The sequence below is a fragment of the Roseateles hydrophilus genome (assembly GCF_026712245.1).
Lineage (GTDB): Bacteria > Pseudomonadota > Gammaproteobacteria > Burkholderiales > Burkholderiaceae_C > Pelomonas > Pelomonas hydrophilus.
In genome coordinates this window covers 1,003,333-1,029,906 of record NZ_JAPPUY010000001.1, presented here as the reverse complement: position 1 = coordinate 1,029,906, position 26,574 = coordinate 1,003,333, and the positions used below count along the sequence as shown (strand labels likewise).

The following is a 26,574-nucleotide window of genomic DNA, read 5'->3' as shown; positions in this document are numbered from 1 at the left end:
CCATGCCTCCTGAAAGAACCCTGCCCACGCCGGCCGAACAGTTGTCGCGCAACCTCGCGCTGGCCTCGGTATCGGCCCTGATCCTGCTGTGCCTGGCCTGGGAGCTGTGGCTGGCGCCCACCGGCAGCGGCACGCTGGCGCTCAAGGTGCTGCCGCTGCTGCCCGCGCCGCTGGGCCTGTGGCGCTACCGGATGTACACCTACCGCTGGGTGGCGCTGGCGATCTGGCTCTACGTGCTGGAAGGCCTGGTGCGCGCCACCAGCGAGGGCGGCCTGGGCCAGTGGCTGGCGATCGGCGAGGTGGCGCTGAGCGTCATCGCGTTCACGGCCTGCACCGCGCAGATCCGCCAGCGGCTGGCCGCCGCCAAGCAGGCATGAGCGCGCTGCTGGACGGTCTGCGGGCCGCCCTTGGCGACGCCGGCCTGCTGGTGGGTGGCGACCTGTCAGCCTATGAACAGGACTGGCGCAAGCGTTACGCCGGCCGTGCCTTGGCCGTGGCGCGCCCGGCCAGCACCGATGAGGTGGCCGCCGTGCTGCGGCTGTGCCACGCGCACCGCGTGGCGGTCGTCCCGCAGGGGGGCAACACCGGCCTGGTGGGCGGCTCCACGCCGGACGACAGCGGTCGCCAGCTGGTGCTGAGCCTGTCGCGCATGAAGCGCGTGCGCGGCGTCGATGTGGCCAATGCCAGCCTGACGGCCGAGGCCGGCTGCGTGTTGGCCGAGGTGCAGGCGGCCGCCGCGGGCGCGGGGCTGCTGTTCCCGCTGAGCCTCGCGGCCGAGGGCTCGTGCACGCTGGGCGGCAACCTGGCCAGCAATGCCGGCGGCACGCAGGTGCTGCGTTATGGCAATGCCCGCGACTTGTGCCTGGGGCTGGAAGTCGTCACCGCGAGCGGCGACATCTGGCACGGCCTCTCCGGCCTGCGCAAGGACAACACCGGCTACGACCTGCGCGACCTGTTCATCGGCAGCGAGGGCACGCTGGGCGTCATCACGGCCGCGACGATGAAGCTTTACCCGCAGCCTCGCGAGCGGCTCACGGCGCTGGCCGCCTGCGCGTCCATGGACGATGCCGTGGCCCTGCTGGGCCTGGCGCGCGAGCGCGCGGGCGATGCGCTGACGGGCTTCGAGGTCATGAGCGCAGCCGCGCTGGCGCTGGTGGCGCGCGAGTTACCGCAGCTGGCCCAGCCGCTGGGCGCGGCGCCGTGGACGGTGCTGCTGGAGCTGTCGGATGCCGAGAGCGCCGAGCACGCGCGCGGCGTGTTCGAGGGCCTGCTGGAAGCCGCCTTCGAGCGCGGCGCCGTGCAGGACGCGGCCATCGCCCAGAACCTGCAGCAGGCTCGAGGCCTCTGGCACCTGCGCGAGTCCATCCCGCTGGCCCAGGCGCAGGCCGGGCTCAACATCAAGCACGACATCGCGCTGCCGGTGTCGGCGATTCCCGGCTTCGTCACTGAGATGGACGCGGCGCTGACGGCCTATCTGCCGGGCATCGAAGTGATCAACTTCGGCCACCTGGGCGACGGCAACCTGCACTACAACGTGCAGGCACCGGCCGGCGTGGCGGCGTCCGCCTTCTTGGCGGCGCACGAGGCGCCGATCAACGCGATGGTCTACGACGCCGTGCAACGGCGCGGCGGCTCCATCTCCGCAGAGCACGGCATTGGCCGGCTCAAGCGGGAGGAACTGGGCCAGCGCAAAGACCCGACGGCCCTGGCGCTGATGCGGGCGATCAAGCGGGCACTGGACCCGCTGGACCTGCTCAACCCAGGGCGGGTGCTGTAGCGCGACGGCCCGTCACAACGCGCCCCAGCTTGACCAGCATGCGCCACACAAAGCGCACCAGCAGCAGCGTCAGCACCGCCTCAATCAGCGTCATGACGAAGGCGCCGACAACCGTGAAGCGCGGCGCGCGGCGGTGGAACTTGGCAATGGCCCGGTCACGCGCGATCTCGATGCTGTCGTAGAAGCTGGGCACCACGAGCAGCGTCAGGATGGTGGACGTGATGGTGCCGCCGATGATGGCGACAGCCATCGGGCGGTAGAACTCGCCGCCCTCCCCGATGCCGATGGCCACCGGCAGCATGCCGGCGATCAGCGCGAGCGTGGTCATCAGGATGGGCCGGAAGCGCTTGCGGCCGGCGTGCATCAGCGCCTCTTCGCGGTCGACACCGGCGGCCTCTTCCTGGCGGGTGGCGTCCAGCAGCAGGATGGCGTTCTTGGCCACCAGGCCCATCAGCATGATGACGCCGATCAGGCTCATCAGATTGAGCGTGCCGCCGGTCATCAGCAGGGCCAACACGACGCCGATCAGGCTCAGCGGCAGCGACATCATCACGCCCAGCGGCGCGGTGAAGCTGTTGAACTGGATGACGAGCACGAAGTACATCAGCGCGATGCCGGACAGCAGCGCCGTGATCATGGCCGTGAAGACCACCTGCTGATCACGCGCTGCGCCCGCCAGCTCAATACCGAAACCGGGCGGGAAGTCGATCTTCTCGGCCAGCTTCTTGGCCTCGGCCGTGATCTCGCCGGGCGAGCGGCCCTGCGCATTGGCGCTGACGGTGATGGTGCGCTTGCCGTCGCCATGCTGGATCTGGCTGGGGCCCTTGCCCATGGTGACCGTGGCAATCTGGTCCAGCGGCACCATGCGGCTGGTGCCGCTCACCGCGATGGGCAGGCGCTCGATGTTGGCCGCATCCACACGATCGCTCGGATGCAGGCGGATGGACACGTCGCGGGCCTCGCCGGTCGGGTCGATCCAGTCGCCGGCTTCCACGCCCGCAAAGGCCACGCGCAGCGCCTGGGCAGCATCATTGACGGAGATGCCCATCTGGTTGGCCAGGCCGCGGTCCAGCTCGATCTGCAGCTCGTTCTGCGGGTCCTGCTCGGAGTAGCCGATGTCGACCGCGCCCTTGATGCCCTGCATGGTCTTCTGGAAGTCCTGCGTGATCTGCTGCAGCTTGCGCGAGTCGGTACCGTAGAAGCGGATCTGCACCGGCTTCTGCGCGCCGTTGTTGAGGTCGTCGAGCACGACGTACTCGGCACCCACCAGGCGCGAGACCTTGGCGCGCAGCTCCGTGGCGACCTCGGCGGCCGAGCGCTGGCGCTCCGTGCTCTTGCCGATGTCGACATAGATGCGGCCGCCGCTGGCATTGGGATAGGCCGTGGTGGCCTTGGTTTCCTTCAGGGTCGAGGCCAGCGCGGCAGCAGCATCGAGCTTGAGCTTGGCGTAGTCCAGGCTGCTGGACGCGGGGGCGCGCACCTCGATGGCCAGGAAACCGGCATCGGCCTGGGGCAGGAAGCTGGATCCGCCGAACTTGGCCTGCAGCGCGATGGCACCGACGAAACTCGCGACCGCGAAGACGGCCATCCAGCGCCGGTGGTGCAGCGCCCATGCGATGACGTGCCCGTAGCGGTCGGCCACGCCGTCGAACCAGTGGTTGAAATGCTGGAACCACTTCTCGATGCCGCGCTTGGGCTGCTCGTGGTAGCCCGGAGGGTCACCCCAGTAGGCCGACAGCATGGGGTCCAGCGTGAAGCTGATCAGCAGCGACACGATGACGGACGCCACGACCGTCAGCGCGAAGGGCTTGAACCACTGGCCCGGGCCGTTGCCCATGAAGGCCACCGGCACGAAGACGGCCACGATGGCAAAGGTGGTGGCGGCCACGGCCAGACCGATCTCGGCTGTGCCCTCGCGCGCCGCCGTCACGCGGTCGCTGCCGCGCTCCATGTGGCGCACGATGTTCTCGCGCACGACGATGGCGTCGTCGATGAGCACGCCGATGGCCAGCGACAGGCCCAGCAGGCTCATGAAGTTCAACGAGAAGCCCATCAGCCACACGGCAATGAAGGCCGCCAGCACCGACGTGGGCAGAGACAGCGCCGTGATCAGCGTGGAGCGCCAGCTGTTCAGGAAGGCGTAGACGACGAAGATGGTCAGCCCGGCGCCGAACACCAGCGCATGCGTCACGTTGTAGAGGCTGTTCTCGGCGTCCTTGCCGCCGTCCTGCGTGATCTCGAGCGTGGTGCCGGCGGGCAGTTCCTTCTTGACCTCCTCCACCACCTTGCGCGTGTCGTTGGCGACGCTGACCGTGGACGCGTCGCGCGAGCGTGTGATGGAAATGCCGACGTTGGGCTGGCCGTTGCGCAGGCTGTAGCCCGTCATCTCGGCAAAGCCGTCACGCACCTCCGCCACCTGGCCCAGCCGGATGACCGTGCCCACGCCATTGACGGTCGTGCGCTTGACGATCATCTGCTCGAACTCGGCCGGGCTCTCCAGCCGGCCGAGCAGGCGGATGCTCTGGTCTTCCAGCGTGCCCCGCACCTTGCCGACGGGCGCCGTCGTGTTCTGCGCGCGCACGGCGTTCAGCACCTCGGTGACCGACACGCCGAACTCGCGCAGCTTCTCCGCCCGCAGCAGGATGGACAACTCGCGCTTCAGTGCGCCGTTGACGCCCACGGTGGACACGCCCGAGATGCCGCGAAAGCGCTCGGCCAGCTTGTCCTCGGCCAGACGGCTGAGCTGGGCGTGGGTCAGCGTGGTGCTGGTCAGCGACAGCTGAAGGATGGGCTGGGCGCCGGGGTCGGCCCGCGAGATGATGGGCTCGCGGATCTCGGTCGGCAGCTTGTAGCGCACCGACGCGATCGCGTTGCGCACCTCGTCGGCGGCCTCGATCATGTTCTTCGAGAAGTCGAACACCAGCACGAGCGTGGCACTGCCCTCGCGCGACGTGGAGTTGGAGCGGTCCACCCCCGAGATGCTCTGCAGCGCTTTCTCGATGCGGTTGACGACCTCGCGCTCCACCGTCTCAGGCGATGCGCCGGGATACGGGATGTTGATGACGAGCACCGGCGGCTCGACCTCGGGAAGCTGGTTGACCTTGAGCTTGGACAGCGCCAACAGGCCCACCAGCATCAGCCCGATGACCAGAACGACGGTCGCAACGGGCCTGCTGATGCTGAAATTGGAGAGGAACATGGGCTGAGCCTCCGCTTACTTGCTGGCAGCGGCCGCCGGAACCGCCGACGCCGCACCGGCGCCAGCCGCCACGCGCTGCACGGGCGCGCCGTCCACCAGCGCGCCGGTGGGCGAGCGCAGCACCACATCGCCCAGCGCAAGGCCCGACAGGATCACCAGTTCGCCGCGGCGGTCGTCGCGATCGCCCAGCGTCACGGCCACTTTCTTCAACTGGTTGCCGACAACCTGCCAGACAAAGGCGTTGTCCCCCTGGCGCTGCACCGAGCCTTCGGCAAGCACCAGCGCCTTGCGGTCCGCGCTCTCGACGCGACCTTCGGCGTACAGACCCGCAACCTGCGGCGCCTTGCTCTTGTCGCTGAACTCGGCGGCCAGTTCGACCTGGCGCGTGGTGGCGTTGGCGGCGGCGTCGATGCGGGCCAGCTTGCCCTGGAACTGCGTGTCGCCAAAGCCGTTGATGCGGAAAGACACGGCCTGGCCGAGTTTGAGCTCGCCAAGCCGATCGGCCGAGACCTGGCCTTCGAAACGCATGGAGTTGGGGTCGATGACCTTCACCAGTTCGCGCCCGACCTGCACCGTGTCGCCCACGGAGATCTTGCGCTCGCTGACGATGCCGTCGAACGGCGCCCGCACCTCGGTGCGCGAGACCTGCTGGCGGGCCGTGACGGCGCGCGCCTTGGCGGCGGCCAGCTCGCTCTGCGCGGCATTGCGGCGCACTTCGGCATCTTCCAGGCCTTGCATGGAGATCATGCCCTGCTGGTTCAGCGTGCGCTGGCGGGCCAGCACGCGCTCGGTCTGCTCGAAGCTCTGCTGGGCGGCTCGCAGCGCCTCTTCGGCCGAGGTCAGCGCATCGCGGATGGAGGTGGGATCGAGCCGGATGATGAGGTCGCCGGTGCGCACACGCTCGCCGTTGTCCTTGGCGACCTGCAGCACCACGGCCGCGACTTCGGCGCGCAGGTCGGCACGGCGGGCCGGCTGGATGGCGCCGGTGATGACGGGCGCCCCGATCAGGCCGCTCTGCCCCACCTGGCGCAGATCCTCGGGCGCCAGCAGCAGCGGCGCTGTTGGCTTGGCCACGGCCTTGGCTTCTTCGGGCTTGCCGCCCTTGCCGCAAGCGGTCAGCAACAGGGCCAGGGTCAAGGCAGTCAGGATCGGCGTGGCACGCGGCATGGAGAGACCTTCTGTGAGGACTGTGGGCAAATTTCTCGAACGCGCGAGCTTAACCACTTGACCTGGCCTCGCCAGAGGTCATGCACCCGGTTGAAACCACGATGACACGCAGCGCACCGCGCCGCGTGCAGCCATCAGGCGGACTGCCAGTCCAACGCCCAGGCGCCCTGCTGCCAGCGCTGCAGCCACAGCAGGCCGATCAGCGTCTTGGCATCTGTCAGCTCGCCACGCGCCGCCAGTTGGTCGAGCTCGTCGGGGCTGTGGGTCACGAGGTCGAGGAACTCGCCCTCGTCCAGTTGCCGCTCACCGCGGCGCAACCCGCGTGCGAAGTAGATGTGGATGCCTTCGTCGGAGTAGGCGATGGCGTTGTGCAGCACACCTGCATATGCCCACTCGGCGGCGCTGTAGCCCGTTTCCTCCAGCAGCTCGCGCTGGCCGCAGCGCAGCGGCGGCTCGCCGGCATCGAGCTTGCCGGCGGGGAACTCCAGCATCACGCGGCCCATCGGATAGCGGTACTGCCGCTCCATGAGCAGACGGCCGTCGTCCAGCAATGGGACGACCATCACCGCACCAGGATGGCGGATGTACTCGCGGTGCGCGGTCTTGCCGTCCGGCAGCGCGACGCGGTCGCGCCGCACATCAAGGAAATGGCCCTGGTAGACCTGGGCGCTGTCGAGCTGGCGCTCGACGAGATGCTGCTCAAGCTCGTCCACGGCGCAGGTATCTCCAGACGAAACCGGGGAAGCCCAGGGTGATGAACAGACAAGCGGCCGCCGCATAGAACTCCCAGCCCTGCGCGTGCCGCTGACCGATGCGGGACTCCAGCAGTGCACCGACGGCAAATGTCAGCACCGCCATCAGCGCCAGCTCCAGCAGGCGCCAGCCTGCGCCCTTGGGCGCACGGCGCGGGCCCACCAGCAGCAGGCGCTCGCTCAGGTATGGCAGGTTGGCCGCCAGCACGCCGACAGCAAGCACCAGCCAGACGGCGACGGTCTGGTCCACGTGCGATCGACCGTCAGGTCGCCAGGGCCTGGCGGATGGCGACCTTGCACAGTTCCAGCAGGCCGCCCGGCATCAGGCCGAACACCAGCACCGCGGCGCCGTTGAGCGTCATGACGAAGCGCACGTCAGCAGGCGCTGCGAGCGGCGTCGTGTCGGCGGGCGCGTCGAAGAACATGACCTTGACGATGCGCAGGTAGTAGAAGGCGCCGACCAGCGACACGACGACCGCGAAGATCGCCAGGCCCAGGTAGAACGGATGACCGTTCACCACCAGCGCCTGCAGCACAGCCAACTTGGCGTAGAAGCCGACCATGGGCGGAATGCCCGCCAGCGAGAACATGAACAGGGTCATGACCAGCGCAAACCAGGGGCTGCGCTTGGCAAGGCCAGCCAGGTCCTTGATCTCTTCGGCCTCATGCCCCGCACGCGACAGCAGGATGACCATGCCGAAGGTGCCCAGCGTCGTCAGCACGTAGGTGACGGCGTAGAACATGGCAGCGCTGTAGGCGTTGCTGCCCCACTGCGTGCTCTCGTTGACAACACCAGCCGTCAGGCCCAGCACCATGAAGCCCATGTTGGCGATGGTGGAGTAAGCCAGCATCCGCTTGAAGTTGGTCTGCGCGATAGCCGCCAGGTTGCCCACCAGCAAAGACATGACGGAGAGCACGACCAGCATCTGCTGCCAGTCCACCGCGAGGCCGCTCATGCCTTCCACCAGCAGACGCACCGTGATGGCGAAGGCCGCCAACTTGGGCGCGCCGCCAATCATCAGGGTGACCGCCGTGGGGGCGCCCTGGTAGACGTCGGGCACCCACATATGGAAGGGAGCAGCGCCCAGCTTGAAAGCCAGGCCGGCGACGACGAACACCGTGCCGAACACCAGCACCGACTTGTTCGGGATGCCCTTGGTGATGACGTCGAAGACTTCAGGAATGGTCAGCGAGCCGGTGGCGCCGTACATCATGGACAGGCCGTACAGCAGGAAACCGCTGGCCAGCGCACCCAGCACGAAATACTTCATCGCCGCCTCGGTCGAGACCGCGTGGTCACGGCGCAGCGCGACGAGCGCGTACAGCGACAGGCTCATCAGTTCCAGGCCGAGGTAGATCACCAGGAAGTTGTTCGCCGACAGCATCACGTTGATGCCCAGCAGCGCGAACAGCGCCAGGATGAAGAGCTCGCCCTTGAGCATCTCGCGAGAGGCCGCGTAGGGGCGTGCATACACCAGCGTGATCAGCGTGGCCACGCAGGCGAAGCCCGCCAGCAGATGGCCCATCGGATCGGCCACCACCATGCCCTGCATGGCATAGGTGGTCACGCCGGCATCGAAGTAGGCGAAGTGCATGCCGCCCACGACCACCAGCGTCAGCTGGGTCAGCCAGTAGGTGGGGCGACGCTGTTCGTCGGTGACCCAGAGGTCCGCGAGGGCGACCACGCAGCCCATCACGAGCAGCAGGATCTCGGGGTAGATCGCGAGCCAGTTCATGTCGTTCATTGTTCTTGCCTCTAGCTCGGAATCAGGCCGGGATCTTGCTCAGCGCCACATGCTTGAGCAGGCCGGTGACGGACTCATGCATCACGTCCGTGAACGGCTTCGGGTAGAGGCCCATGTACAGCGTGGCGATGGCGAGCAGTGCCAGCATGATGAATTCGCGCGAGTTGATGTCGGTCAGCTTGCGCACGTCGTCGTTGGCGATGTCGCCGAAGTAGACCCGCTTGACCATCCACAGCGTGTAAGCCGCACCGAAGATCAGCGCCGTGGCAGCGATGCCGCCCAGCCAGAAGTCGTACTTCACGGTGCCCAGGATGACCATCCACTCACCGACGAAGCCGGCGGTTGCGGGCAGGCCGCAATTGGCCATGCCGAAGAACACGGCGAAGGCGGCGAACTTGGGCATGGTGTTGACCACACCGCCGTAGGAGGAGATCTCACGCGAATGCACGCGGTCGTACAGCACGCCGATGCACAGGAACATGGCACCCGACACGAAGCCGTGGGCAATCATCTGCACCAAGCCGCCGGAGACACCGAGCTCATTGAAGATGAAGAAACCCAGCGTCACAAAACCCATGTGCGCGATTGACGAGTAGGCCACCAGCTTCTTCATGTCCTTCTGCACCAGCGCAACGAGGCCGATGTAGACGACGGCGATCAGCGACATGGCGATGATGAGCCACGACCATTCCCGCGCGGCGTCCGGCGCGATGGGCAGCGAGAAGCGCAGGAAGCCATAGCAGCCGAGCTTCAGCATGATGGCTGCCAGCACGACGGAGCCGCCGGTGGGCGCCTCGACGTGGGCGTCGGGCAGCCAGGTGTGCACCGGCCACATCGGCACCTTGACCGAGAACGCGGCCAGGAAGGCGAAGAACAGCCAGGTCTGCGCGCCGCCAGGCAGCGGCAGCTGGTGCCAGCTCTGGATGTCGAAGCTGCCACCGGACTTCGCGTACAGGTACAGCAGCGCGATCAGCATCAGCAGCGAGCCGGCCAGCGTGTACAGGAAGAACTTGAAGGCCGCGTAGACACGGTTCGGGCCGCCCCAGACACCGATGATGATGTACATCGGGATCAGCGTGGCCTCGAAGAACACGTAGAACAGCATGCCGTCCAGCGCGCTGAACACGCCCACCATCAGGCCCGACAGGATCAGGAACGCGCCCATGTACTGGTTGACACGGTTCTCGATGACCTCCCAGGCGGAGATGACGACGATGACGGTGATGAAGGCCGTCAGCGGCACGAACCACATCGAGATGCCGTCCACACCCAGGTGGTAGCGGATCGCGAAGCGCTCGATCCAAGCATGGTTCTCGACGAACTGCATCGCGGCCGTCGACGTGTCGAAGCCGGTGATCAGCGGCAGCGTGACGAGAAAGCTCGCCACGGCAGCCACCAGCGCCAGCCAGCGCACAGTGCGGGCCTGTTCGTCACGCCCCAGGGCCAGCAGCAAGGCGCCGCAGGCGATGGGCAGAAAAATCGCAAGAGTCAGCAACATTCTTTTTATCCCCTCACGAGCCGATCAGGGCTTTGAACTGAGGCTCGATGTAGGGCCACAGCTGCCAGGTCATCAGCCCCGTGACGCCGAGGATCATGACGAGCGCGTACCAATACAGATAACCGGTCTGCACGCGCCGCACGAGGCCGGCGATGCCACCCACGGTGCGGGCTGAACCGTTGATGACGAGACCATCGATCAGCATGCCGTCACCGCCCTTCCACAAGCCGGTGCCCAGCAGTCGCGCCCCGCGGGCCAGGATGTTCTCGTTGATCCAGTCCATGAAGTACTTGTTCTCCATGATGACGATCAGCGGACGCAGCACCTTGGCGAAGGTCGCCGGGATGCTCGGAGCCACCATGTAGAACACATAGGCCGTGACCACGCCGCCCAGCGCCAGCCAGAACGGCAGCGTCTGCAGGCCGTGCAGGGCCATCGCCGCGGCGCCGTGGAAGTGGTGCGCGATCTCGGCCATCGCCGGGTGCGCGGCGGTGTTGACCGTGATGGCGTCCTTCAGGAAGTCGCCATACAGCATGGGCTGGATGGTCAGGAAACCGATGACGACCGACGGAATGGCCAGCAGCACCAGCGGCACCCAGACGACGGCGGGCGACTCGTGCGGCGTGTGCGCATGGCCGTGGTCATCGTCATGGTGATCGTGCTCGCCCGGGAAAGGCTTGTGGTGGAAGTGCTCCTTGCCGTGGAAGACGAGGAAGTACATCCGGAACGAGTAGAACGCCGTCACGAACACGCCGATCAGCACGGCGACGTAGGTGATGCCCGACGCCGGCAGGTTGCTGGCGTGCACGGCCTCGATGATGGAGTCCTTCGAGTAGAAGCCCGAGAACAGCGGCGTGCCGATCAGCGCGAGCGAGCCCAGCAGCGACGTGATCCACGTGATGGGCATGTACTTGCGCAGGCCGCCCATGTTACGGATGTCCTGGTCGTGGTGCATACCGATGATGACCGAGCCGGCGCCGAGGAACAGCAGTGCCTTGAAGAACGCGTGCGTCATCAGGTGGAACACGGCGACCGAGTAGGCCGACGCGCCCAGCGCCACGGTCATGTAACCCAGCTGCGACAGCGTGGAGTACGCGACGACCCGCTTGATGTCGTTCTGGATGATGCCCAGGAAGCCCATGAACAGCGCTGTGATCGCACCAATCACCATGACGAAGTTCAGCGCTGTGTCGCTCAACTCAAACAGCGGCGACATGCGCGCCACCATGAAGATGCCGGCGGTCACCATCGTCGCGGCGTGAATCAGCGCGGAGATGGGCGTCGGGCCTTCCATGGAGTCCGGCAGCCAGACGTGCAGCGGGAACTGCGCCGACTTGCCCATCGCGCCGATGAACAGGCAGATGCAGGCAACCGTCAGCAACGCCCAGTCGGTGCCGGGGAACAGCATCTGTGCCAGCACATCCTTCTTCGCGAAGGTCTCGGCATAGTTCAGCGAGCCGCCGTAGGCCACCAGCAGACCGATGCCCAGGATGAAGCCGAAGTCACCGACCCGGTTCACCAGGAAGGCCTTCATGTTGGCGAAGATGGCCGTCGGCTTCTTGTACCAGAAGCCGATCAGCAGGTAGGACACCAGGCCCACCGCTTCCCAGCCAAAGAACAGCTGCAGCATGTTGTTGCTCATGACCAGCATCAGCATGCTGAACGTGAACAGGGAGATGTAGCTGAAGAAGCGCTGGTAGCCGTCGTCCTCTTCCATGTAGCCGATGGTGTAGATGTGCACCATCAGCGACACGAAGGTCACCACCACCATCATCATGGCGGTCAGGCCGTCGACGAGGAAGCCAACCTCCATCTTCAGCGGCCCCAGCACCATCCATTCATAAATGGTGGCGTTGAAGCGCGCGCCATCCACAGCAACGCTGTACAGCGTTTGCGCAGACAGGATGAAGGCGATCAGCACGCCCAGGATGGTGACGATGTGCGAGCCGCGGCGGCCCACCGTCTTGCCAAAGAAGCCGGCCACGATAGCGCCGACCAGCGGCGCCAGCGGCACCGCCAGCAGCAGGTTCTGGTTCAGTGTTGCAGACATCTTGTGCTTAGCCCTTCAGCGCGTCGAGCTCTTGGACGTTGATGCTCGCCCGGTTGCGGAACAGCACGACCAGGATGGCCAGGCCGATGGCCGACTCAGCGGCCGCCACGGTCAGAATGAAGAACACGAACACCTGGCCCGCCATATCGCCCAGGTAGTGCGAGAAAGCGACGAAGTTCAGATTGACCGCCAGCAGCATCAGCTCGATGGCCATCAGCAGCACGATCAGGTTCTTGCGGTTCAGGAAGATGCCAATCACCGACAGCGCGAACAATAGTGCGCCCAGCGTCAGGAAATGGCCCAGGGTCAGGGCGCCGATCATGCCTGGCCTCCTTCTTGGGGTGCTTGTGCAGGGGCGGCAACGGTGGGCGCCATCTTGACGATCTTCAAGCGATCAGCCTTGGTGACCTTGACCTGTTCGGAGGCGTCCATGGCGCGCGAGTCCTTACGGCGGCGCAGCGTCAACGCGATGGCAGCCACGATGGCGACCAAAAGCAGGACGGCCGCAATCTGCAAGGGGTAGAGGTAGCTGGTGTAGATCTCGATGCCCAGCAGCTTGCTGTTGCCCATCTGGATCTGCTCGGCCGTCGCCACCGGGGCATCAGCCAGCTGGAAGCCGCCCATCAGCACGATGCCCATCTCGAAGGCGATCAGCGCACCGACCACTGCGGCGATCGGCAGGTGCTTCCAAAAGCCCTCACGCATGCTGTCCGTATTGAGGTCGAGCATCATCACGACGAACAGGAACAGCACCATGACCGCGCCGATGTACACGAGCACCAGCGCAATCGCCAGGAACTCGGCCTTGAGCAGCATCCAGATGCAGGACGCCGTGAAGAAGGACAGGATCAGAAACAGCGCCGCATGCACGGTGCTGCGCGCCGTGATGACGCGAAAGGAACTCACCAGCAGGATGCCGGAGAAGACGTAGAAGAGGATGGTCGTGATATCCATACGATTCCAGGCCAGCTGAGCTGGAACGCTGAGGGACGAAGCCGTTCAGCGATCAGCGGTACTTGGCGTCGGCCTCCTTTTGCGCAGCGATCTGCGGCTCGTACTTATCACCAACGGCCAGCAACATGTCCTTTGTGAAGTACAGGTCACCGCGCTTTTCGCCGTGGTATTCGAAGATGTTCGTCTCGACGATGGAATCGACCGGGCAGCTCTCTTCGCAGAAGCCGCAGAAGATGCACTTCGTCAGGTCGATGTCATAGCGCGTCGTGCGACGGCTGCCGTCCGCGCGCACATCGCTCTCGATGGTGATGGCCATCGCGGGGCAGACGGCTTCGCAGAGCTTGCAGGCGATGCAGCGCTCTTCGCCGTTTTCGTAACGGCGCAGCGCATGCAGGCCGCGAAAGCGCGGCGACAGCGGCGTCTTCTCTTCCGGGAACTGAACGGTGATGTTGCGCGACAGGAAATGCCGGCCGGTCAGCTTCATCCCCTTGAGCAGTTCCCAGAGGAAGAAGGTCTTGGCGAAATTCGTGATTGCAGTCATGGTCGCCGCCTCACTTCCAGATGTTGAACGGGGTCTGCATCCAGGCACCGACAACGACCAGCCAGATCAGCGTGATGGGAATGAAGATCTTCCAGCCCAGACGCATGATCTGGTCGTAGCGGAAGCGCGGGAACGTGGCACGCACCCACAGGAACATCGTGACGACGAAGAAGGTCTTGGCGAACAGCCAGAACCAGTTCCAGAACGCCATCGTCTGCTGGAAGAAAGCAGGCGTTTCCATGCCCAGCAGGCTCCAAGAGATCGGTGCGCTCCAGCCACCCAGGAACATGACGACGGCCAGTGCCGACACCAGGATCATGTTGGCGTACTCGGCCAGGAAGAACATCGCGAACGACATGCCCGAGTACTCGATCATGTGGCCGGCAACGATTTCCGATTCGCCTTCGACCACGTCAAACGGGTGACGGTTGGTTTCAGCCAAGCCCGAGATGAAGTAAACGATGAAGATGGGGAACAACGGCAGCCAGTTCCAGGACAGCAGGTTGATGCCCATGTCCGCGAACATGCCCTTCTCCTGCACCTGGACGATGGTGGTCATGTTCAGACTGCCGGTCACCATCAGCACGACGACGAGCGCGAAGCCCATCGCAATCTCGTACGAGACCATCTGGGCCGACGCGCGCAGGGCGCCAAGGAAGGCGTACTTCGAGTTGGAAGCCCAGCCGGCGATGATGACGCCGTAGACCTCGAGCGAGGTGATCGCCATCAGGAACAGCAGGCCCGCGTTGACGTTGGCCACGGCGGCATCCGGGCCGAAGGGCACAACCGCCCAGGCGGCCAGCGCCGGCATGATGGTCATGACGGGGCCAAGGAAGAACAGGCCCTTGTTGGCAGCCGTCGGCTTGATGATCTCCTTGAAGATCAGCTTCACCGCGTCGGCGATGGGCGTCAGCAGGCCGTAGGGACCCACGCGGTTCGGGCCCGGGCGGATCTGCGACCAGCCGATGGCCTTGCGCTCCCACAGCGTCAGGTAGGCCACGCAGCCCAGCAGCGGCAGGATCACCGCGACGATCTTCAGCAGGCTCCACACCAGGGGCCACAGGCCTCCCAGCAGCGCTGCGCCGTTTTGGTAGAGAGAGTCGATCATGGGTTCAGGCTCCCTCAGACCTTGCTGATGCTCAGCGTGCCGAAGGCGGCGCCGAGAGTGGCGGTTTGGGCGAGGCCGGCCGGCACGCGGGCCAGGCCTTCCGGCAGCCCGGCTTCGAGGCGGGCGGGCAATTGAGCCGCACCGCCGTCCTGCACGACGCGGACCTGATCACCGTCAGCCAGACCCAGCTGCTGCCACAGGCCGGTCGGCAGGCCGACGGTCGCAGCTTCACGGCCATCAGTGGTCAGCTGCAGCGAGGTTGCGTTGCGCACCAGCGCGTCGGTCGCGTAGATCGGCAGGTTGGCGAAGCGCTCGATGCCCTCGGCCTTGGCGACCGCTTGCACCGCAGCCGACGTGGCGTTGGAGAGGCGGCCGCTGAGCTCGCCACCGAGCGCCTGCTCGCGGACCTGCTCGGAGCTGTCCTGATCGAAGCCTTGCAAACCCAGCAGGTTGCCCAGCACGCGCAGCACCTTCCAAGCCGGGCGCGTCTCCGCCAGCGGCTTGACGACGCCGACAAAGCTCTGGAGGCGCCCCTCGGCATTCACGAAGCTGCCAGAGGTCTCGGTGAACGGGGCGATGGGCAGCAGCACATCGGCGTATTCCAGCCCGGTCTTGAACGGGCTCAGCACGACGACCATCTCGGCCGCGTCCAGCGCCTTGGCGGCCGCGGCCGCGTTGGCGGAGTCCAGCACCGGATCGGTGTTCAGCAGCAGCGCGGCCTTCAGGGCGGTGCCCGACAGCATCTGGCCGGCGTTCAGGCCGTCGGCTTGCGGCTGCGCCTTCACGAGCTGCGCGCCGACGGTGTTGGCCGCAGCCGTCAGGTAGCCGACGCTGGCGCCCGTCTTCTCTGCAATCCACTGCACCAGCGCTAGCAGGCTGGCGGCCTGCGGATGCTCGGCGGCGGCATTGCCCAGCAGCACGGCCTTGGCACTGCCGGACAGCAGGCTGCCGGCGACGGCCTTGGCCTCATCGGTTGCCGTACCGGCCAGCGGAGCGCCTTCGCCGATGGCGGCGGCCACATCGGCCAGGGCCTGCACCCAACCCGACGGGGCGACGCTGGTCGACGCGGCCAGCGGCATCAGCCAGTCGTCGCTGCTCACGCCGATGCGCGAGATCGCGGCACCACGGCGCGCGGCGTGACGCAGGCGGGCGGCGAACAGCGGGTGGTCCTTGCGCAGGTTGGAGCCGATCACCAGCGCACGGTCCAGCTCGGACAGCTTGGCGATCGGCAGGCCCAGCCAGCGGGCCTGGCCGGCCGGCGCGGCATTGCCGAAGTCGCTGTGGCGCAGGCGGTGGTCGATGTTGTCGCTGCCCAGGCCGCGCACGATCGCGCCCAGCAGGTGCAGTTCTTCCACCGTGCTGTGGGCGGAGCCCAGCGCGCCGATGGCCTTGGCGCCGTGGTCGGCCTTGATGACCTTCAGACCGTTGGCAACGTACTCCAGCGCCGTCGTCCAGTCGACCTGCTTCCAGGCGCCGCCCTGCTTGATCATCGGCGCGTTCAGGCGCGCATCGCTGTTCAGCGCTTCATAGCTGAAGCGGTCGCGGTCGGCGATCCAGCATTCGTTGACGTCCTCGTTCTCCAGCGGGACGACGCGCAGCACCTGATGGTTCTTGACCTGGACGACCAGGTTGGCACCCGTCGAGTCGTGCGGGCTGACGCTCTTGCGGCGCGACAGCTCCCACGTGCGGGCGCTGTAGCGGAATGGCTTGCTGGTGAGCGCGCCGACCGGGCAGATGTCGATCATGTTGCCCGACAGCTCGGAGTCCACCGTGCGGCCGACGAAGGTCTGGATCTCGCTGTGCTCGCCGCGGTGGGCCATGCCCAGTTCCATCTGGCCGGCGATCTCCTGGCCGAAGCGCACGCAGCGGGTGCAGTGGATGCAGCGGCTCATCTCCTCCATGGAGATCAGCGGGCCCACGTTCTTGTGGAAGACAACGCGCTTCTCTTCGGTGTAGCGGCTCTTGCTGCCACCGTAGCCAACGGCCAGGTCCTGCAATTGGCACTCGCCGCCCTGGTCGCAGATGGGGCAGTCCAGCGGGTGGTTGATCAGCAGGAATTCCATGACGCCCTGCTGGGCCTTGATCGCCTTGTCGCTCTTGGTGCGGACGATCATGCCCTGCGTGACCGGTGTCGCGCAGGCGGGCATGGGCTTGGGCGCCTTCTCCACGTCCACCAGGCACATGCGGCAGTTGGCCGCGATGCTCAGCTTCTTGTGATAGCAGAAGTGCGGGATGTAGGTACCGGCCTTCTCGGCAGCATGCATGACCATGCTGCCTTCCTGGACCGAGACCTTCTGACCGTCGAGTTCGATTTCAACCATGATGGTGTTTCCCTAGGCAGCTCAGGTCGGAGCCACCAGGGGCTTCTTGTGTTCAATCAGGTGCACGAACTCGTGCTTGAAGTGCTTGATCATGGCGCGCACGGGCATCGCGGCAGCGTCGCCCAGCGCGCAGATCGTGCGGCCCTGGATGTTGTCGGCAACAGAGTTCAGCAGGTCGATGTCCTCTGCCCTGCCCTCGCCGTGGTAGATGCGCTCCAGCACGCGGTGCATCCAGCCCGTGCCTTCGCGGCAAGGCGTGCACTGGCCACAGGACTCGTGCGCGTAGAAGTAGGACAGACGGAGCAGGCTCTGCACCATGCAGCGCGAGTCGTCGATGACGATGACGGCACCCGAGCCCAACATGGAGCCAGCCTTGGCGATGGAGTCATAGTCCATCGTGCACTGCATCATCACGTCGGCCGGCAGCACCGGCGCGGACGAGCCGCCAGGAATGACAGCCTTGAGCTTGCGACCCTTGCGCACGCCACCGGCGAGCTCCAGCAACGTGGAGAACGGCGTGCCCAGGGGGATCTCGAAATTGCCGGGCTTCTCGACGTCGCCCGACACCGAGAACAGCTTGGTGCCACCGTTGTTGGGCTTGCCGATCTCAAGGTAGGCCTGGCCGCCGTTGCGGATGATCCAGGGCACCGCGGCAAACGTCTCGGTGTTGTTGATGGTGGTCGGCTTGCCGTACAGGCCGAAACTGGCCGGGAACGGCGGCTTGAAGCGCGGCTGGCCCTTCTTGCCTTCCAGCGACTCCAGCAGCGCGGTTTCTTCGCCACAGATGTAGGCGCCGAAGCCGTGGTGGGCGTGCAGCTGGAAGCTGTAGCTGCTGCCCATGATGTTGTTGCCGAGGTAGCCGGCCGCGCGGGCTTCTTCGAGGGCCGCCTCGAAGCGCTCGTAGACCTCGAAGATCTCGCCGTGGATGTAGTTGTAGCCAACCGTGATGCCCATCGCGTAGGCGGCGATGGCCATGCCTTCGATGACCTGATGCGGGTTGTGCATCAGGATTTCGCGATCTTTGCAGGTGCCCGGCTCGCCTTCGTCGCTGTTGCAAACGAGGTACTTCTGGCCGGGGAACTGGCGAGGCATGAAGCTCCACTTCAGGCCCGTCGGGAAGCCGGCACCGCCGCGACCGCGCAAGGCCGAGGTCTTCACTTCGGCGATGACCTGGTCAGGCGTGAGACCTTCGCCGCCATCCTTGCCGAGGATCTTGCGCAGGGCCGCGTAGCCGCCACGGGCCTCGTAGTCCTTGATTGACCAGTTCTTGCCGTCCAGGTCCGCGTAGATCTGCGGGCTGATGTGGCGGCCGTGGAAGCAGGTCTCGTTGCCGGTGCTTTGGAATTTGGAGAGGTCCAGCATCGTCATCCTCAGGCCTTCGCGGCTTCAGCGCGCAGCACGTCGACGAGTTCGTCGAGGCGGTCGTTCGTCATGAAGCTGCACATTTGGCGGTCGTTGACCAGCATGACGGGCGAGTCGGCGCAGGCACCCAGGCACTCGCTCTTCTGAACGGTGAAGAGGCCGTCTGCCGTTGTGCCGCCCTGCTCGATACCGAGCTTGCTGCACAGATGATCCAGCGCCTTTTGGCCGTCGCGCAGTTGGCAAGGCAGGTTGGCGCAGACGTTCAACTTGAACTTGCCCAGCTTGCGCTGGTTGTACATGTTGTAGAAGGTCGTCACCTCGTACACGGCGATGGGCGCCATGCCGAGATGAGCAGCGATCGCGTCTTCGGCAGCACGCGGCACGTAGCCCTCTTCCTGCTGCACGATGGCCAAGCAAGCCATCACGGCGGACTGACGCAGTTCGTACGGGTACTTGGCGACCTCACGGTCGAAGCGCGCGCGCGTGGCGTCACTGAGCGAGTAGCTCGAAGCGGTGGAGTTGGAAGTCGTCATCGTCGTCACAGCTTCAACGGTCGATCTCGCCGAACACGATGTCCATCGTGCCGATGATGGCCACGGCGTCCGCGATCATGTGGCCCTTGCCCATTTCGTCCAGCGCCGCGAGATGCGGGAAGCCGGGCGCGCGGATCTTCAGGCGATAAGGCTTGTTGGCACCATCGCTGACGATGTAGATGCCGAACTCACCCTTGGGGTGCTCGACAGCCGCGTAGGCTTCCCCCTCGGGCACGTGGAAGCCTTCAGTGAACAGCTTGAAGTGGTGGATCAGCTCTTCCATGCTGGACTTCATGTCCACGCGAGCCGGCGGCGCCACCTTGTGGTTGTCGGTGATCACCGGGCCAGGGTTGGCCTTCAACCACTTCACGCACTGCTCGACGATGCGGCAGGACTGGCGCATTTCCTCGACACGCACGACGTAACGGTCGTAGGTGTCGCCATTGGTGCCGACCGGGATGTCGAAATCCATCTTGTCGTACACGTCGTAGGGCTGCTTCTTGCGCAGATCCCACGCAATGCCGGAACCGCGCAGCATGGCACCGGAGAAACCCATGTTGAGCGCACGCTCGGGCGACACGACACCGATGCCGACCGTACGCTGCTTCCAGATGCGGTTGTCAGTCAGCAGCGTCTCGTAGTCGTCGACGTTCTTGGGGAAGCGACGGCAGAAGTCTTCGATGAAGTCGAGCAGCGAGCCCGAGCGATTCTCGTTGAGCTGTGCGATCGCCTTGGCGTTCTTGATCTTGCTGACCTGGTACTGCGGCATGCTGTCCGGCAGATCGCGGTAGACGCCGCCCGGACGGAAGTAGGCCGCGTGCATGCGCGCACCCGACACCGCCTCGTACATGTCGAAGATGTCCTCACGCTCCCGGAAGCAGTAGATGAGGATGTTCATCGCACCGCAGTCCAGACCGTGGCAGCCCAGCCACAGCAGGTGGTTCAGGATGCGGGTCAGTTCCGCGAACATCACGCGGATGTACTGCGCGCGCTCGGGCACCTCAATGCCTAGCATCTTCTCGATAGCCAGGCAGTAAGCATGCTCGTTGGCCATCATCGACACGTAGTCGAGGCGGTCCATGTAGGGCAGCGACTGGATGTAAGTCTTCTGCTCAGCGAGCTTCTCGGTCGCGCGATGCAGCAGGCCGATGTGCGGGTCGGCGCGCTGGATGACTTCGCCGTCCAGCTCCAGCACCAGACGCAGCACGCCGTGGGCGGCCGGGTGCTGGGGGCCGAAGTTCAGGGTGTAGTTCTTGATCTCTGCCATGTTCAGAGCCCGCCGTACTTGTCTTCGCGGATGATGCGCGGCGTGATTTCGCGCGGCTCGATGGTCACCGGCTGGTAGACCACGCGCTTTTGCTCGGCGTCGTAGCGCATCTCGACATGACCCGACACCGGGAAGTCCTTGCGCATCGGGTGGCCGATGAAGCCGTAGTCCGTCAGGATGCGGCGCAGGTCGTTGTGGCCGTCGAAGATGACGCCGTACATGTCGAAGGCTTCGCGCTCAAACCAGTTGGCAGCACTCCAAACCGGCGTGACCGAGGCCACACAGGGGAAGTCATCATCGGTGGCGAAGACCTTGAGGCGCAGGCGCCAATTGTGGGTGACCGACAGCAGGTGGCTGACGACGGCGTAGCGCTGGCCTTCGTAGCCACCGTTGCCGTAGTCGCTGTAGTCGACGCCGCAGAGGTCGATCAGCTGCTCAAGCTTGAGCTCGGGATGGTCCCGCAACGTGGTGGCTACCGCGAGGTAGTCAGCCGCGCTCACCGTCAGCGTCAGTTCGCCCAAGGCGTTCTTCAGTGAGACGACGCGGTCGCCGAGAATGGCACCAATCTGCTGGGCCAGGGTGTCGAGGTTCACGCTCATTCCTTGACTCAGCGGGCGATGGTGTTTTCGCGGCGGATCTTCGCCTGCAGCTGCAGGATGCCGTACAGCAGCGCCTCGGCGGTCGGCGGGCAGCCCGGCACGTACACATCGACCGGCACGATGCGGTCGCAACCGCGCACAACCGAGTAGCTGTAGTGGTAGTAGCCGCCACCGTTGGCGCAGCTGCCCATCGACAGCACCCAGCGCGGCTCGGCCATCTGGTCATAGACCTTGCGCAGCGCCGGCGCCATCTTGTTGCACAGCGTGCCGGCCACGATCATCAGGTCGGACTGACGCGGGCTTGGGCGGAACAGCATGCCGAAGCGGTCGATGTCATAGCGGGCGGCGCCCGCGTGCATCATCTCGACGGCGCAACAGGCCAGACCGAAGGTCATCGGCCACAGCGAACCGGTCTTGGACCAGTTGATGAGCTTGTCGACCGAGGTCGTGACAAAGCCCTCTTTCAGGACGCCTTCAATACCCATATCGAATTCCCAGCTTGTGTCGGCGAACGCTCATTCCCAGTCGAGGGCACCCTTTTTCCACTCGTAGGCGAAGCCGACGACCAGAATGCCGAGGAAGATCATCATCGCCCAGAACCCTGTCGCACCAATTTCCTTGAGCGCAACAGCCCACGGAAACAGGAAGGCAATTTCCAGGTCGAAAAGAATGAAGAGGATGGCGACGAGGTAGTACCGCACGTCGAACTTCATCCGTGCGTCTTCAAAGGCCTCGAAGCCGCATTCGTAGGGGGAATTCTTGGCCTCGTCCGGCCGATTGGGGCCCAACAGGGCGCCGAGCACCTGGGGCGCGATCCCGACCACCGCGCCGACCAAGATGAAGAGGATGACGGGCAGGTATTGTTCGAGATTCATCGTTGAGTTCCCGGGCCGGTAAAACTTCTGTGAACGTGACCGCTACACAAGCCGACCACAAAAGCAAACAGGCGCGCCACCAGCGAGATCGAAGGATGTCGCTCGCGGATCGCGCCCGCCTGGAACCTTGCCACAACCCAACCGATTGACTCAGCGGGCCGCGGCGACAGGCCGCTTCAATGTTCTGGTGCCGTCGGCGAGACTCGAACTCGCACAGCTTTCGCCACTACCCCCTCAAGATAGCGTGTCTACCAATTTCACCACGACGGCAGGTACTCAATTTGCCTGGCAACTTCGGAGGGTTTTGCCTGCCAGACAGCCTCGCATTCTATACCGAAAATTGGGGACTTCCCGGCAAAGAGACGAGGGTTTTTGTCGGACTTAGTTCGACGCCGCAGATGCTGCCGCAGGAGCCGGCGCAACCACGGCGCCGGGAATGGCCGCAGCACCCGAGGCCGCTGGCGCGACGACTGGCGCGCGATCCAGCGCCGTGTCTGCGCCAGCCGCAGCCGACGGCTTGCCGTTTGCAATGAACGCAAGACCCAGCGTGCACGCAAAGAACAGCGTGGCGGCGACCGCCGTGCTGCGCGACAGGAAGTTGGCGCTGCCAGTGGCGCCAAACAGACTGCCCGACGCACCACTGCCAAACGAAGCGCCCATGTCGGCGCCCTTGCCGTGCTGCACCAGCACCAGAGCAATGATCGCAAGGGCCGAAGCCAACTGAACGAACAACACCAGATTCGCAAAGAACTGCATTCCAAACACTCCATCAAAACACGTGTGGCGCCCTGCCTTCGGCTTGAGCACCTGGGTAACTCAGTCAGTGGGCAGCGGCCCGGCAGATCGCAGCGAAGTCGGCCACCTTCAGCGACGCGCCGCCGATGAGGCCTCCATCGATGTCCGGCTGCGAGAACAACTCGGCCGCGTTGTCGGCCTTGACGCTGCCACCGTAAAGGATGCGCATCGCACCCGACCTGTCGGTGGCCGCATGCAATTGCGCGCGCAGCACGGCGTGCACGGCCTGCGCTTCGGCCGGCGTGGCCGTCAAGCCCGTGCCGATGGCCCAGACAGGCTCATAGGCCACGACCATCTCGCCGGTGCAATGACCCAGCGTGTGGATGACGGCGGCGAGCTGGCGCTTGACGACAGCTTCGGTTTGGCCAGCCTCGCGCTCGGCACGGGTTTCACCGACGCAAACGATCGGCGTCACACCGTGCGCCAGCGCAGCCTTGGCCTTGTCAGCGACAAGCTGATCGCTTTCCGCGTGATAAGCACGGCGCTCCGAGTGCCCCACGATGACGTAGCGGCAGCCGATGTCCTGCAGCATGACCGACGACACCTCGCCGGTGTAGGCGCCCTGCTCGTGCGACGAGCAGTCCTGCGCACCGTAGGCGATGACCGTGCCGGTGAGCGCGAGTGCCGTCTCAGCGATGTAAGGGAAAGGCACGCAGACCGCGACGTCGGCGTTCCAGGGGCCAGCCTCCTTGAGGCCGGCAAGCAACTGCGCATTGGCAGCGCGGCTGCCATGCATCTTCCAGTTGCCCACGACGAGTTTCTTTCTCATCTCAGCTCCATCACCAGGTCAGCACGATCTTGCCGATGTGCTGGTTGGATTCCATCAACGCGTGCGCCTCGGCCGCCTGAGCAGCGGGCAGCTCTCGGTAAATGACCGGCTTGATCCGACCGGCTTCGATCAACGGCCAGACCTTGTCGCGCAGCGAGCGCGCCAGAGCAGCCTTGAAGGCCGCCGAGCGCGGGCGCAGCGTCGAGCCGGTGATCGTCAGACGCCTGCGCAGCACGAGGCCTGCGTCGATGTCCGCCTTCACACCGCCCTGCACCGCAATCAGCGCGAGGCGACCGTCTTCAGCCAGCGCCTGCACGCCACGGGCGATGTAGTCGCCCGCCACCATGTCCAGGATCACGTCGACGCCGCGGCCGCCCGTGGCGGCCCTGGCCTCGGTGACGAAATCCTGCTCGCGGTGGTTGATCACCACGTCAGCACCCAACGCCTTGCAAGCCTCGGCCTTCTCGGCACTGCCCACGGTCACCAGCACACCAGCACCCAACGCCTTCGCGATCTGGATGGCCGTCACGCCGATGCCGCTCGAGCCGCCGTGGATCAACAGCGTCTCGCCGGCTTGCAGGCCGGCGCGATCGAACACATTGGCCCAGACGGTGAAGCAGGTCTCGGGCAGCGTGGCCGCCTGCGTCAGCGTCCAGCCCTTGGGCACCGGCAGGCACTGGCCGACCGGCGCACTACACAGCTCGGCGTAGCCACCGCCGTTGACCAGCGCGCAGACCTTGTCGCCCAGCTTGAAGCCATGCGCAGCCAGCGCGTCGGCATCGCCCGCGACGATCTCGCCAGCGACCTCCAACCCGGGCAGATCACTCGCCCCCGGCGGCGGCGGGTAAGCGCCCTTGCGCTGCAGCACGTCCGGGCGGTTGATGCCCGAAGCGGCAACGCGGATCAGGCACTCGCCCGGGCCCGCGACCGGATCCGGCCGCTCGGCCGACTCCAGCACTTCGGGCCCGCCTGGGCGGGTGATCGCGATGGCTCGCATGCGGGTGAATTACTCCGCAGCGGCCGGCGTTTGCTCGGCTGCCGGAGCAGCTTCGCGCGGCTCGCGCTCGGGGCGATCGATCAGCGCCTTCATGGACAGCTTGATGCGGCCCTTCTCATCGGTCTCCAGCACCTTGACCTTGACGACCTGGCCTTCCTGCAGGAAGTCGGTCACCTTCTCGACGCGCTGGTGGGCGATCTGGCTGATGTGCAGCAGGCCGTCCTTGCCCGGGAGCAGGTTCACGAGGGCGCCGAAGTCCAGGATCTTGACGATCGGGCCTTCGTAGACCTTGCCCACTTCCACTTCGGCGGTGATCTCGGCGATGCGCTTCTTGGCCAGTTCGGCCTTCTCGGCGTCGGTCGAGGCGATGGTGATGGTGCCGTCTTCGCCGATGTCGATCGTGGTGCCGGTTTCTTCGGTCAGCGCACGGATGGTGGCGCCGCCCTTGCCGATGACGTCACGGATCTTCTCCGGGTTGATCTTCATCGTGTACAGGCGCGGCGCGAACTGCGACACCTCGGTGTTGGCCGTGCCCATGGCTTCGACCATCTTGCCCAGGATGTGCAAGCGGGCTTCCTTGGCCTGGGCCAGCGCGACCTGCATGATTTCCTTGGTGATGCCCTGGATCTTGATGTCCATCTGCAGGGCGGTGATGCCGGTCGTCGTGCCGGCCACCTTGAAGTCCATGTCGCCCAGGTGATCTTCGTCACCCAGGATGTCGGTCAGCACGGCGAAACGGTTGCCGTCCTTGATCAGGCCCATGGCGATGCCGGCCACGTGGGCCTTCATCGGCACGCCGGCATCCATCAGCGCCAGGCAGCCACCGCAGACGGAAGCCATCGACGACGAGCCATTGGACTCGGTGATTTCGGAGACGACGCGCAGCGAGTACGGGAAGTCTTCCTTGCTCGGCAGCGCGGCGATCAGCGCACGCTTGGCTAGGCGGCCGTGGCCGATTTCGCGACGCTTGGGCGAACCCACACGACCCGTCTCACCGGTGGCGAAGGGGGGCATGTTGTAGTGCATCATGAAGCGGTCTTCGAACTCGCCGTCCAGCGCGTCGATGCGCTGCGCATCGCGGTCCGTGCCCAGCGTCGCGATGACCAGCGCCTGCGTCTCGCCGCGCGTGAACAGAGCCGAGCCGTGGGTGCGCGGCAGGATGCCGTTGCTGATCTCGATCGGGCGCACGGTGCGGGTGTCGCGGCCGTCGATGCGGGGCTCGCCGGCCAGGATCTGGCTGCGGACGATGCGCGCTTCGATCTCGAACAGCAGGCCTTCGACCTCGACCTTGTCGAAGGCCACGCCTTCGGCGGTCAGTGCGGCAAACACGTTGGCGGTCGCGGCGCGGCAGGCTTGCGTGCGGGCCTGCTTGGAGCGGATCTGGTAGGCCTCGCGCAGCGGGCCTTCGGCCAGGCCGTTGACCTTGGCGATGAAGGCTTCGTCCTTGGCCGGGGCAACCCAGTTCCACGACGGCTTGCCGGCTTCCTTGACCAGCTCGTTGATCGCGGCGATGGCAATGTTGCCCTGCTCATGGCCGAAAACGACGGCGCCCAGCATGACTTCTTCCGACAGGCCCGAGGCCTCGGACTCCACCATCAACACGGCAGCTTGTGTACCAGCGACGACCAGGTCCATCTGGCTGTTGGCCAGTTCGGACTTGCTGGGGTTCAGCGTGTACTCGCCGTTGACGTAGCCCACGCGGGCAGCGCCGATCGGGCCGTTGAACGGGATGCCGGACACGGCCAGCGCGGCGGACGTGCCGATCATGGCGGCGATGTCGGCCTGCACTTCGGGGTTCAGGCTGACGACGTGAACGACGACCTGGACTTCGTTGAAGAAGCCTTCGGGGAACAGCGGGCGGATCGGGCGGTCGATCAGACGGCTGGTCAGCGTCTCGTGCTCGCTCGGGCGGCCTTCACGCTTGAAGAAGCTGCCGGGGATCTTGCCGGCGGCGTAGGTCTTCTCGAGGTAATCGACGGTCAGCGGGAAGAAGTCCTGGCCGGCCTTGGCTTCGGTCTTGGCGACCACAGTGGCCAGCACGACGGTGCCTTCGATGTTGACGAGGACGGCGCCGGTGGACTGGCGGGCGATCTCACCCGTTTCCAGCACGACGTTGTGGCGGCCCCATTGGAAGGACTTGGTGACCTTGTTGAACATGGACATGCTCATCTCCTGGTTGTGGTGGGCGCCTGCATCACACGCAGGCAACCCGGTGAACACCGGAAACGAGGCTGGGTTTGGCCCAGATGCCATTCCAGGGCGGCT

At 65.5% G+C, this 26,574-nt stretch carries 24 protein-coding genes and 1 tRNA gene; 2 read left to right on the top strand and 23 right to left on the bottom strand.

The window, feature by feature from the left end; translation table 11 throughout:
- Positions 1-2 precede the first annotated feature (2 nt).
- Together NYO99_RS04575 and NYO99_RS04570 are read left to right on the top strand one after the other, a co-directional pair.
- Positions 3-377 (top strand): DUF2069 domain-containing protein, encoded by a 375-nt coding sequence (locus tag NYO99_RS04575; RefSeq protein WP_268165905.1) that lies wholly within the window; start codon positions 3-5, stop codon positions 375-377.
- A complete protein-coding gene (locus tag NYO99_RS04570) occupies positions 374-1,777 on the top strand; it encodes an FAD-binding oxidoreductase (protein ID WP_268165904.1) in 1,404 nt (467 codons plus the stop codon). The genes NYO99_RS04575 and NYO99_RS04570 overlap by 4 nt, the downstream gene beginning before the upstream one ends.
- Here the strand turns inward: NYO99_RS04570 and NYO99_RS04565 are convergent.
- From NYO99_RS04565 to pnp, 23 genes are all read right to left on the bottom strand, one after another.
- The gene (locus tag NYO99_RS04565; protein ID WP_268165903.1) at positions 1,755-4,976 is read right to left on the bottom strand and encodes an efflux RND transporter permease subunit; all 3,222 of its coding nucleotides are present in this window, start codon (positions 4,974-4,976) and stop codon (positions 1,755-1,757) included. The genes NYO99_RS04570 and NYO99_RS04565 overlap by 23 nt on opposite strands.
- A gap of 15 nt (positions 4,977-4,991) precedes the next feature.
- The gene (locus NYO99_RS04560) at positions 4,992-6,113 is read right to left on the bottom strand and encodes an efflux RND transporter periplasmic adaptor subunit (protein WP_268165902.1); all 1,122 of its coding nucleotides are present in this window, start codon (positions 6,111-6,113) and stop codon (positions 4,992-4,994) included.
- Positions 6,114-6,277: 164 nt separating this feature from the next.
- Positions 6,278-6,856, bottom strand: coding sequence for an NUDIX domain-containing protein (locus NYO99_RS04555; protein WP_268165901.1), 579 nt, complete (start codon positions 6,854-6,856; stop codon positions 6,278-6,280).
- Positions 6,843-7,145: a DUF2818 family protein gene (locus NYO99_RS04550; RefSeq protein WP_268165900.1), complete on the bottom strand. Its 303-nt coding sequence runs from the start codon at positions 7,143-7,145 to the stop codon at positions 6,843-6,845. Before NYO99_RS04550 ends, NYO99_RS04555 begins: the two co-directional genes overlap by 14 nt.
- A gap of 13 nt (positions 7,146-7,158) precedes the next feature.
- The gene (gene nuoN, locus NYO99_RS04545; protein ID WP_268165899.1) at positions 7,159-8,640 is read right to left on the bottom strand and encodes an NADH-quinone oxidoreductase subunit NuoN; all 1,482 of its coding nucleotides are present in this window, start codon (positions 8,638-8,640) and stop codon (positions 7,159-7,161) included.
- A gap of 22 nt (positions 8,641-8,662) precedes the next feature.
- Positions 8,663-10,138 (bottom strand): NADH-quinone oxidoreductase subunit M, encoded by a 1,476-nt coding sequence (locus NYO99_RS04540; RefSeq protein ID WP_268165898.1) that lies wholly within the window; start codon positions 10,136-10,138, stop codon positions 8,663-8,665.
- 13 nt (positions 10,139-10,151) lie between these two features.
- Positions 10,152-12,188 carry an NADH-quinone oxidoreductase subunit L gene (gene nuoL / locus NYO99_RS04535; RefSeq protein WP_268165897.1) on the bottom strand — a complete coding sequence of 679 codons (2,037 nt, stop codon included), beginning with the start codon at positions 12,186-12,188 and terminating at the stop codon, positions 10,152-10,154.
- A gap of 7 nt (positions 12,189-12,195) precedes the next feature.
- On the bottom strand, positions 12,196-12,510 hold the full coding sequence (nuoK, locus tag NYO99_RS04530; protein ID WP_268165896.1) for an NADH-quinone oxidoreductase subunit NuoK: 315 nt from the start codon (positions 12,508-12,510) through the stop codon (positions 12,196-12,198).
- On the bottom strand, positions 12,507-13,142 hold the full coding sequence (locus tag NYO99_RS04525) for an NADH-quinone oxidoreductase subunit J (protein WP_268165895.1): 636 nt from the start codon (positions 13,140-13,142) through the stop codon (positions 12,507-12,509). Before NYO99_RS04525 ends, nuoK begins: the two co-directional genes overlap by 4 nt.
- Before the next feature lie 52 nt (positions 13,143-13,194).
- Positions 13,195-13,683 (bottom strand): NADH-quinone oxidoreductase subunit NuoI, encoded by a 489-nt coding sequence (gene nuoI, locus NYO99_RS04520; RefSeq protein WP_268165894.1) that lies wholly within the window; start codon positions 13,681-13,683, stop codon positions 13,195-13,197.
- 10 nt (positions 13,684-13,693) lie between these two features.
- Positions 13,694-14,791: an NADH-quinone oxidoreductase subunit NuoH gene (nuoH, locus tag NYO99_RS04515; protein ID WP_268165893.1), complete on the bottom strand. Its 1,098-nt coding sequence runs from the start codon at positions 14,789-14,791 to the stop codon at positions 13,694-13,696.
- A gap of 14 nt (positions 14,792-14,805) precedes the next feature.
- A complete protein-coding gene (nuoG, locus tag NYO99_RS04510) occupies positions 14,806-17,112 on the bottom strand; it encodes an NADH-quinone oxidoreductase subunit NuoG (RefSeq protein WP_268165892.1) in 2,307 nt (768 codons plus the stop codon).
- 21 nt (positions 17,113-17,133) lie between these two features.
- On the bottom strand, positions 17,134-18,474 hold the full coding sequence (gene nuoF / locus NYO99_RS04505) for an NADH-quinone oxidoreductase subunit NuoF (RefSeq protein WP_268165891.1): 1,341 nt from the start codon (positions 18,472-18,474) through the stop codon (positions 17,134-17,136).
- Between the two features lie 8 nt (positions 18,475-18,482).
- The gene (locus NYO99_RS04500; RefSeq protein WP_268165890.1) at positions 18,483-19,007 is read right to left on the bottom strand and encodes an NADH-quinone oxidoreductase subunit NuoE family protein; all 525 of its coding nucleotides are present in this window, start codon (positions 19,005-19,007) and stop codon (positions 18,483-18,485) included.
- A 13-nt stretch (positions 19,008-19,020) separates the two neighbouring features.
- Positions 19,021-20,274, bottom strand: coding sequence for an NADH-quinone oxidoreductase subunit D (locus tag NYO99_RS04495; RefSeq protein ID WP_268165889.1), 1,254 nt, complete (start codon positions 20,272-20,274; stop codon positions 19,021-19,023).
- A 2-nt stretch (positions 20,275-20,276) separates the two neighbouring features.
- The gene (locus tag NYO99_RS04490) at positions 20,277-20,873 is read right to left on the bottom strand and encodes an NADH-quinone oxidoreductase subunit C (RefSeq protein WP_268165888.1); all 597 of its coding nucleotides are present in this window, start codon (positions 20,871-20,873) and stop codon (positions 20,277-20,279) included.
- A gap of 8 nt (positions 20,874-20,881) precedes the next feature.
- Positions 20,882-21,358 carry a NuoB/complex I 20 kDa subunit family protein gene (locus tag NYO99_RS04485; RefSeq protein WP_046113908.1) on the bottom strand — a complete coding sequence of 159 codons (477 nt, stop codon included), beginning with the start codon at positions 21,356-21,358 and terminating at the stop codon, positions 20,882-20,884.
- A 30-nt stretch (positions 21,359-21,388) separates the two neighbouring features.
- A complete protein-coding gene (locus NYO99_RS04480; protein ID WP_268165887.1) occupies positions 21,389-21,748 on the bottom strand; it encodes an NADH-quinone oxidoreductase subunit A in 360 nt (119 codons plus the stop codon).
- Positions 21,749-21,933: 185 nt separating this feature from the next.
- Positions 21,934-22,018, bottom strand: a tRNA-Leu gene (locus NYO99_RS04475).
- A gap of 111 nt (positions 22,019-22,129) precedes the next feature.
- Complete coding sequence (gene secG / locus NYO99_RS04470) at positions 22,130-22,504, bottom strand: preprotein translocase subunit SecG (RefSeq protein WP_268165886.1); 375 nt, start codon at positions 22,502-22,504, stop codon at positions 22,130-22,132.
- 64 nt (positions 22,505-22,568) lie between these two features.
- On the bottom strand, positions 22,569-23,312 hold the full coding sequence (gene tpiA, locus NYO99_RS04465; RefSeq protein ID WP_268165885.1) for a triose-phosphate isomerase: 744 nt from the start codon (positions 23,310-23,312) through the stop codon (positions 22,569-22,571).
- Positions 23,313-23,322: 10 nt separating this feature from the next.
- On the bottom strand, positions 23,323-24,309 hold the full coding sequence (locus NYO99_RS04460; RefSeq protein WP_268165884.1) for an NAD(P)H-quinone oxidoreductase: 987 nt from the start codon (positions 24,307-24,309) through the stop codon (positions 23,323-23,325).
- A 9-nt stretch (positions 24,310-24,318) separates the two neighbouring features.
- Entirely contained in the window at positions 24,319-26,472 is a 2,154-nt protein-coding gene (gene pnp, locus NYO99_RS04455) for a polyribonucleotide nucleotidyltransferase (protein WP_268165883.1), read from the bottom strand.
- Positions 26,473-26,574 lie beyond the last annotated feature (102 nt).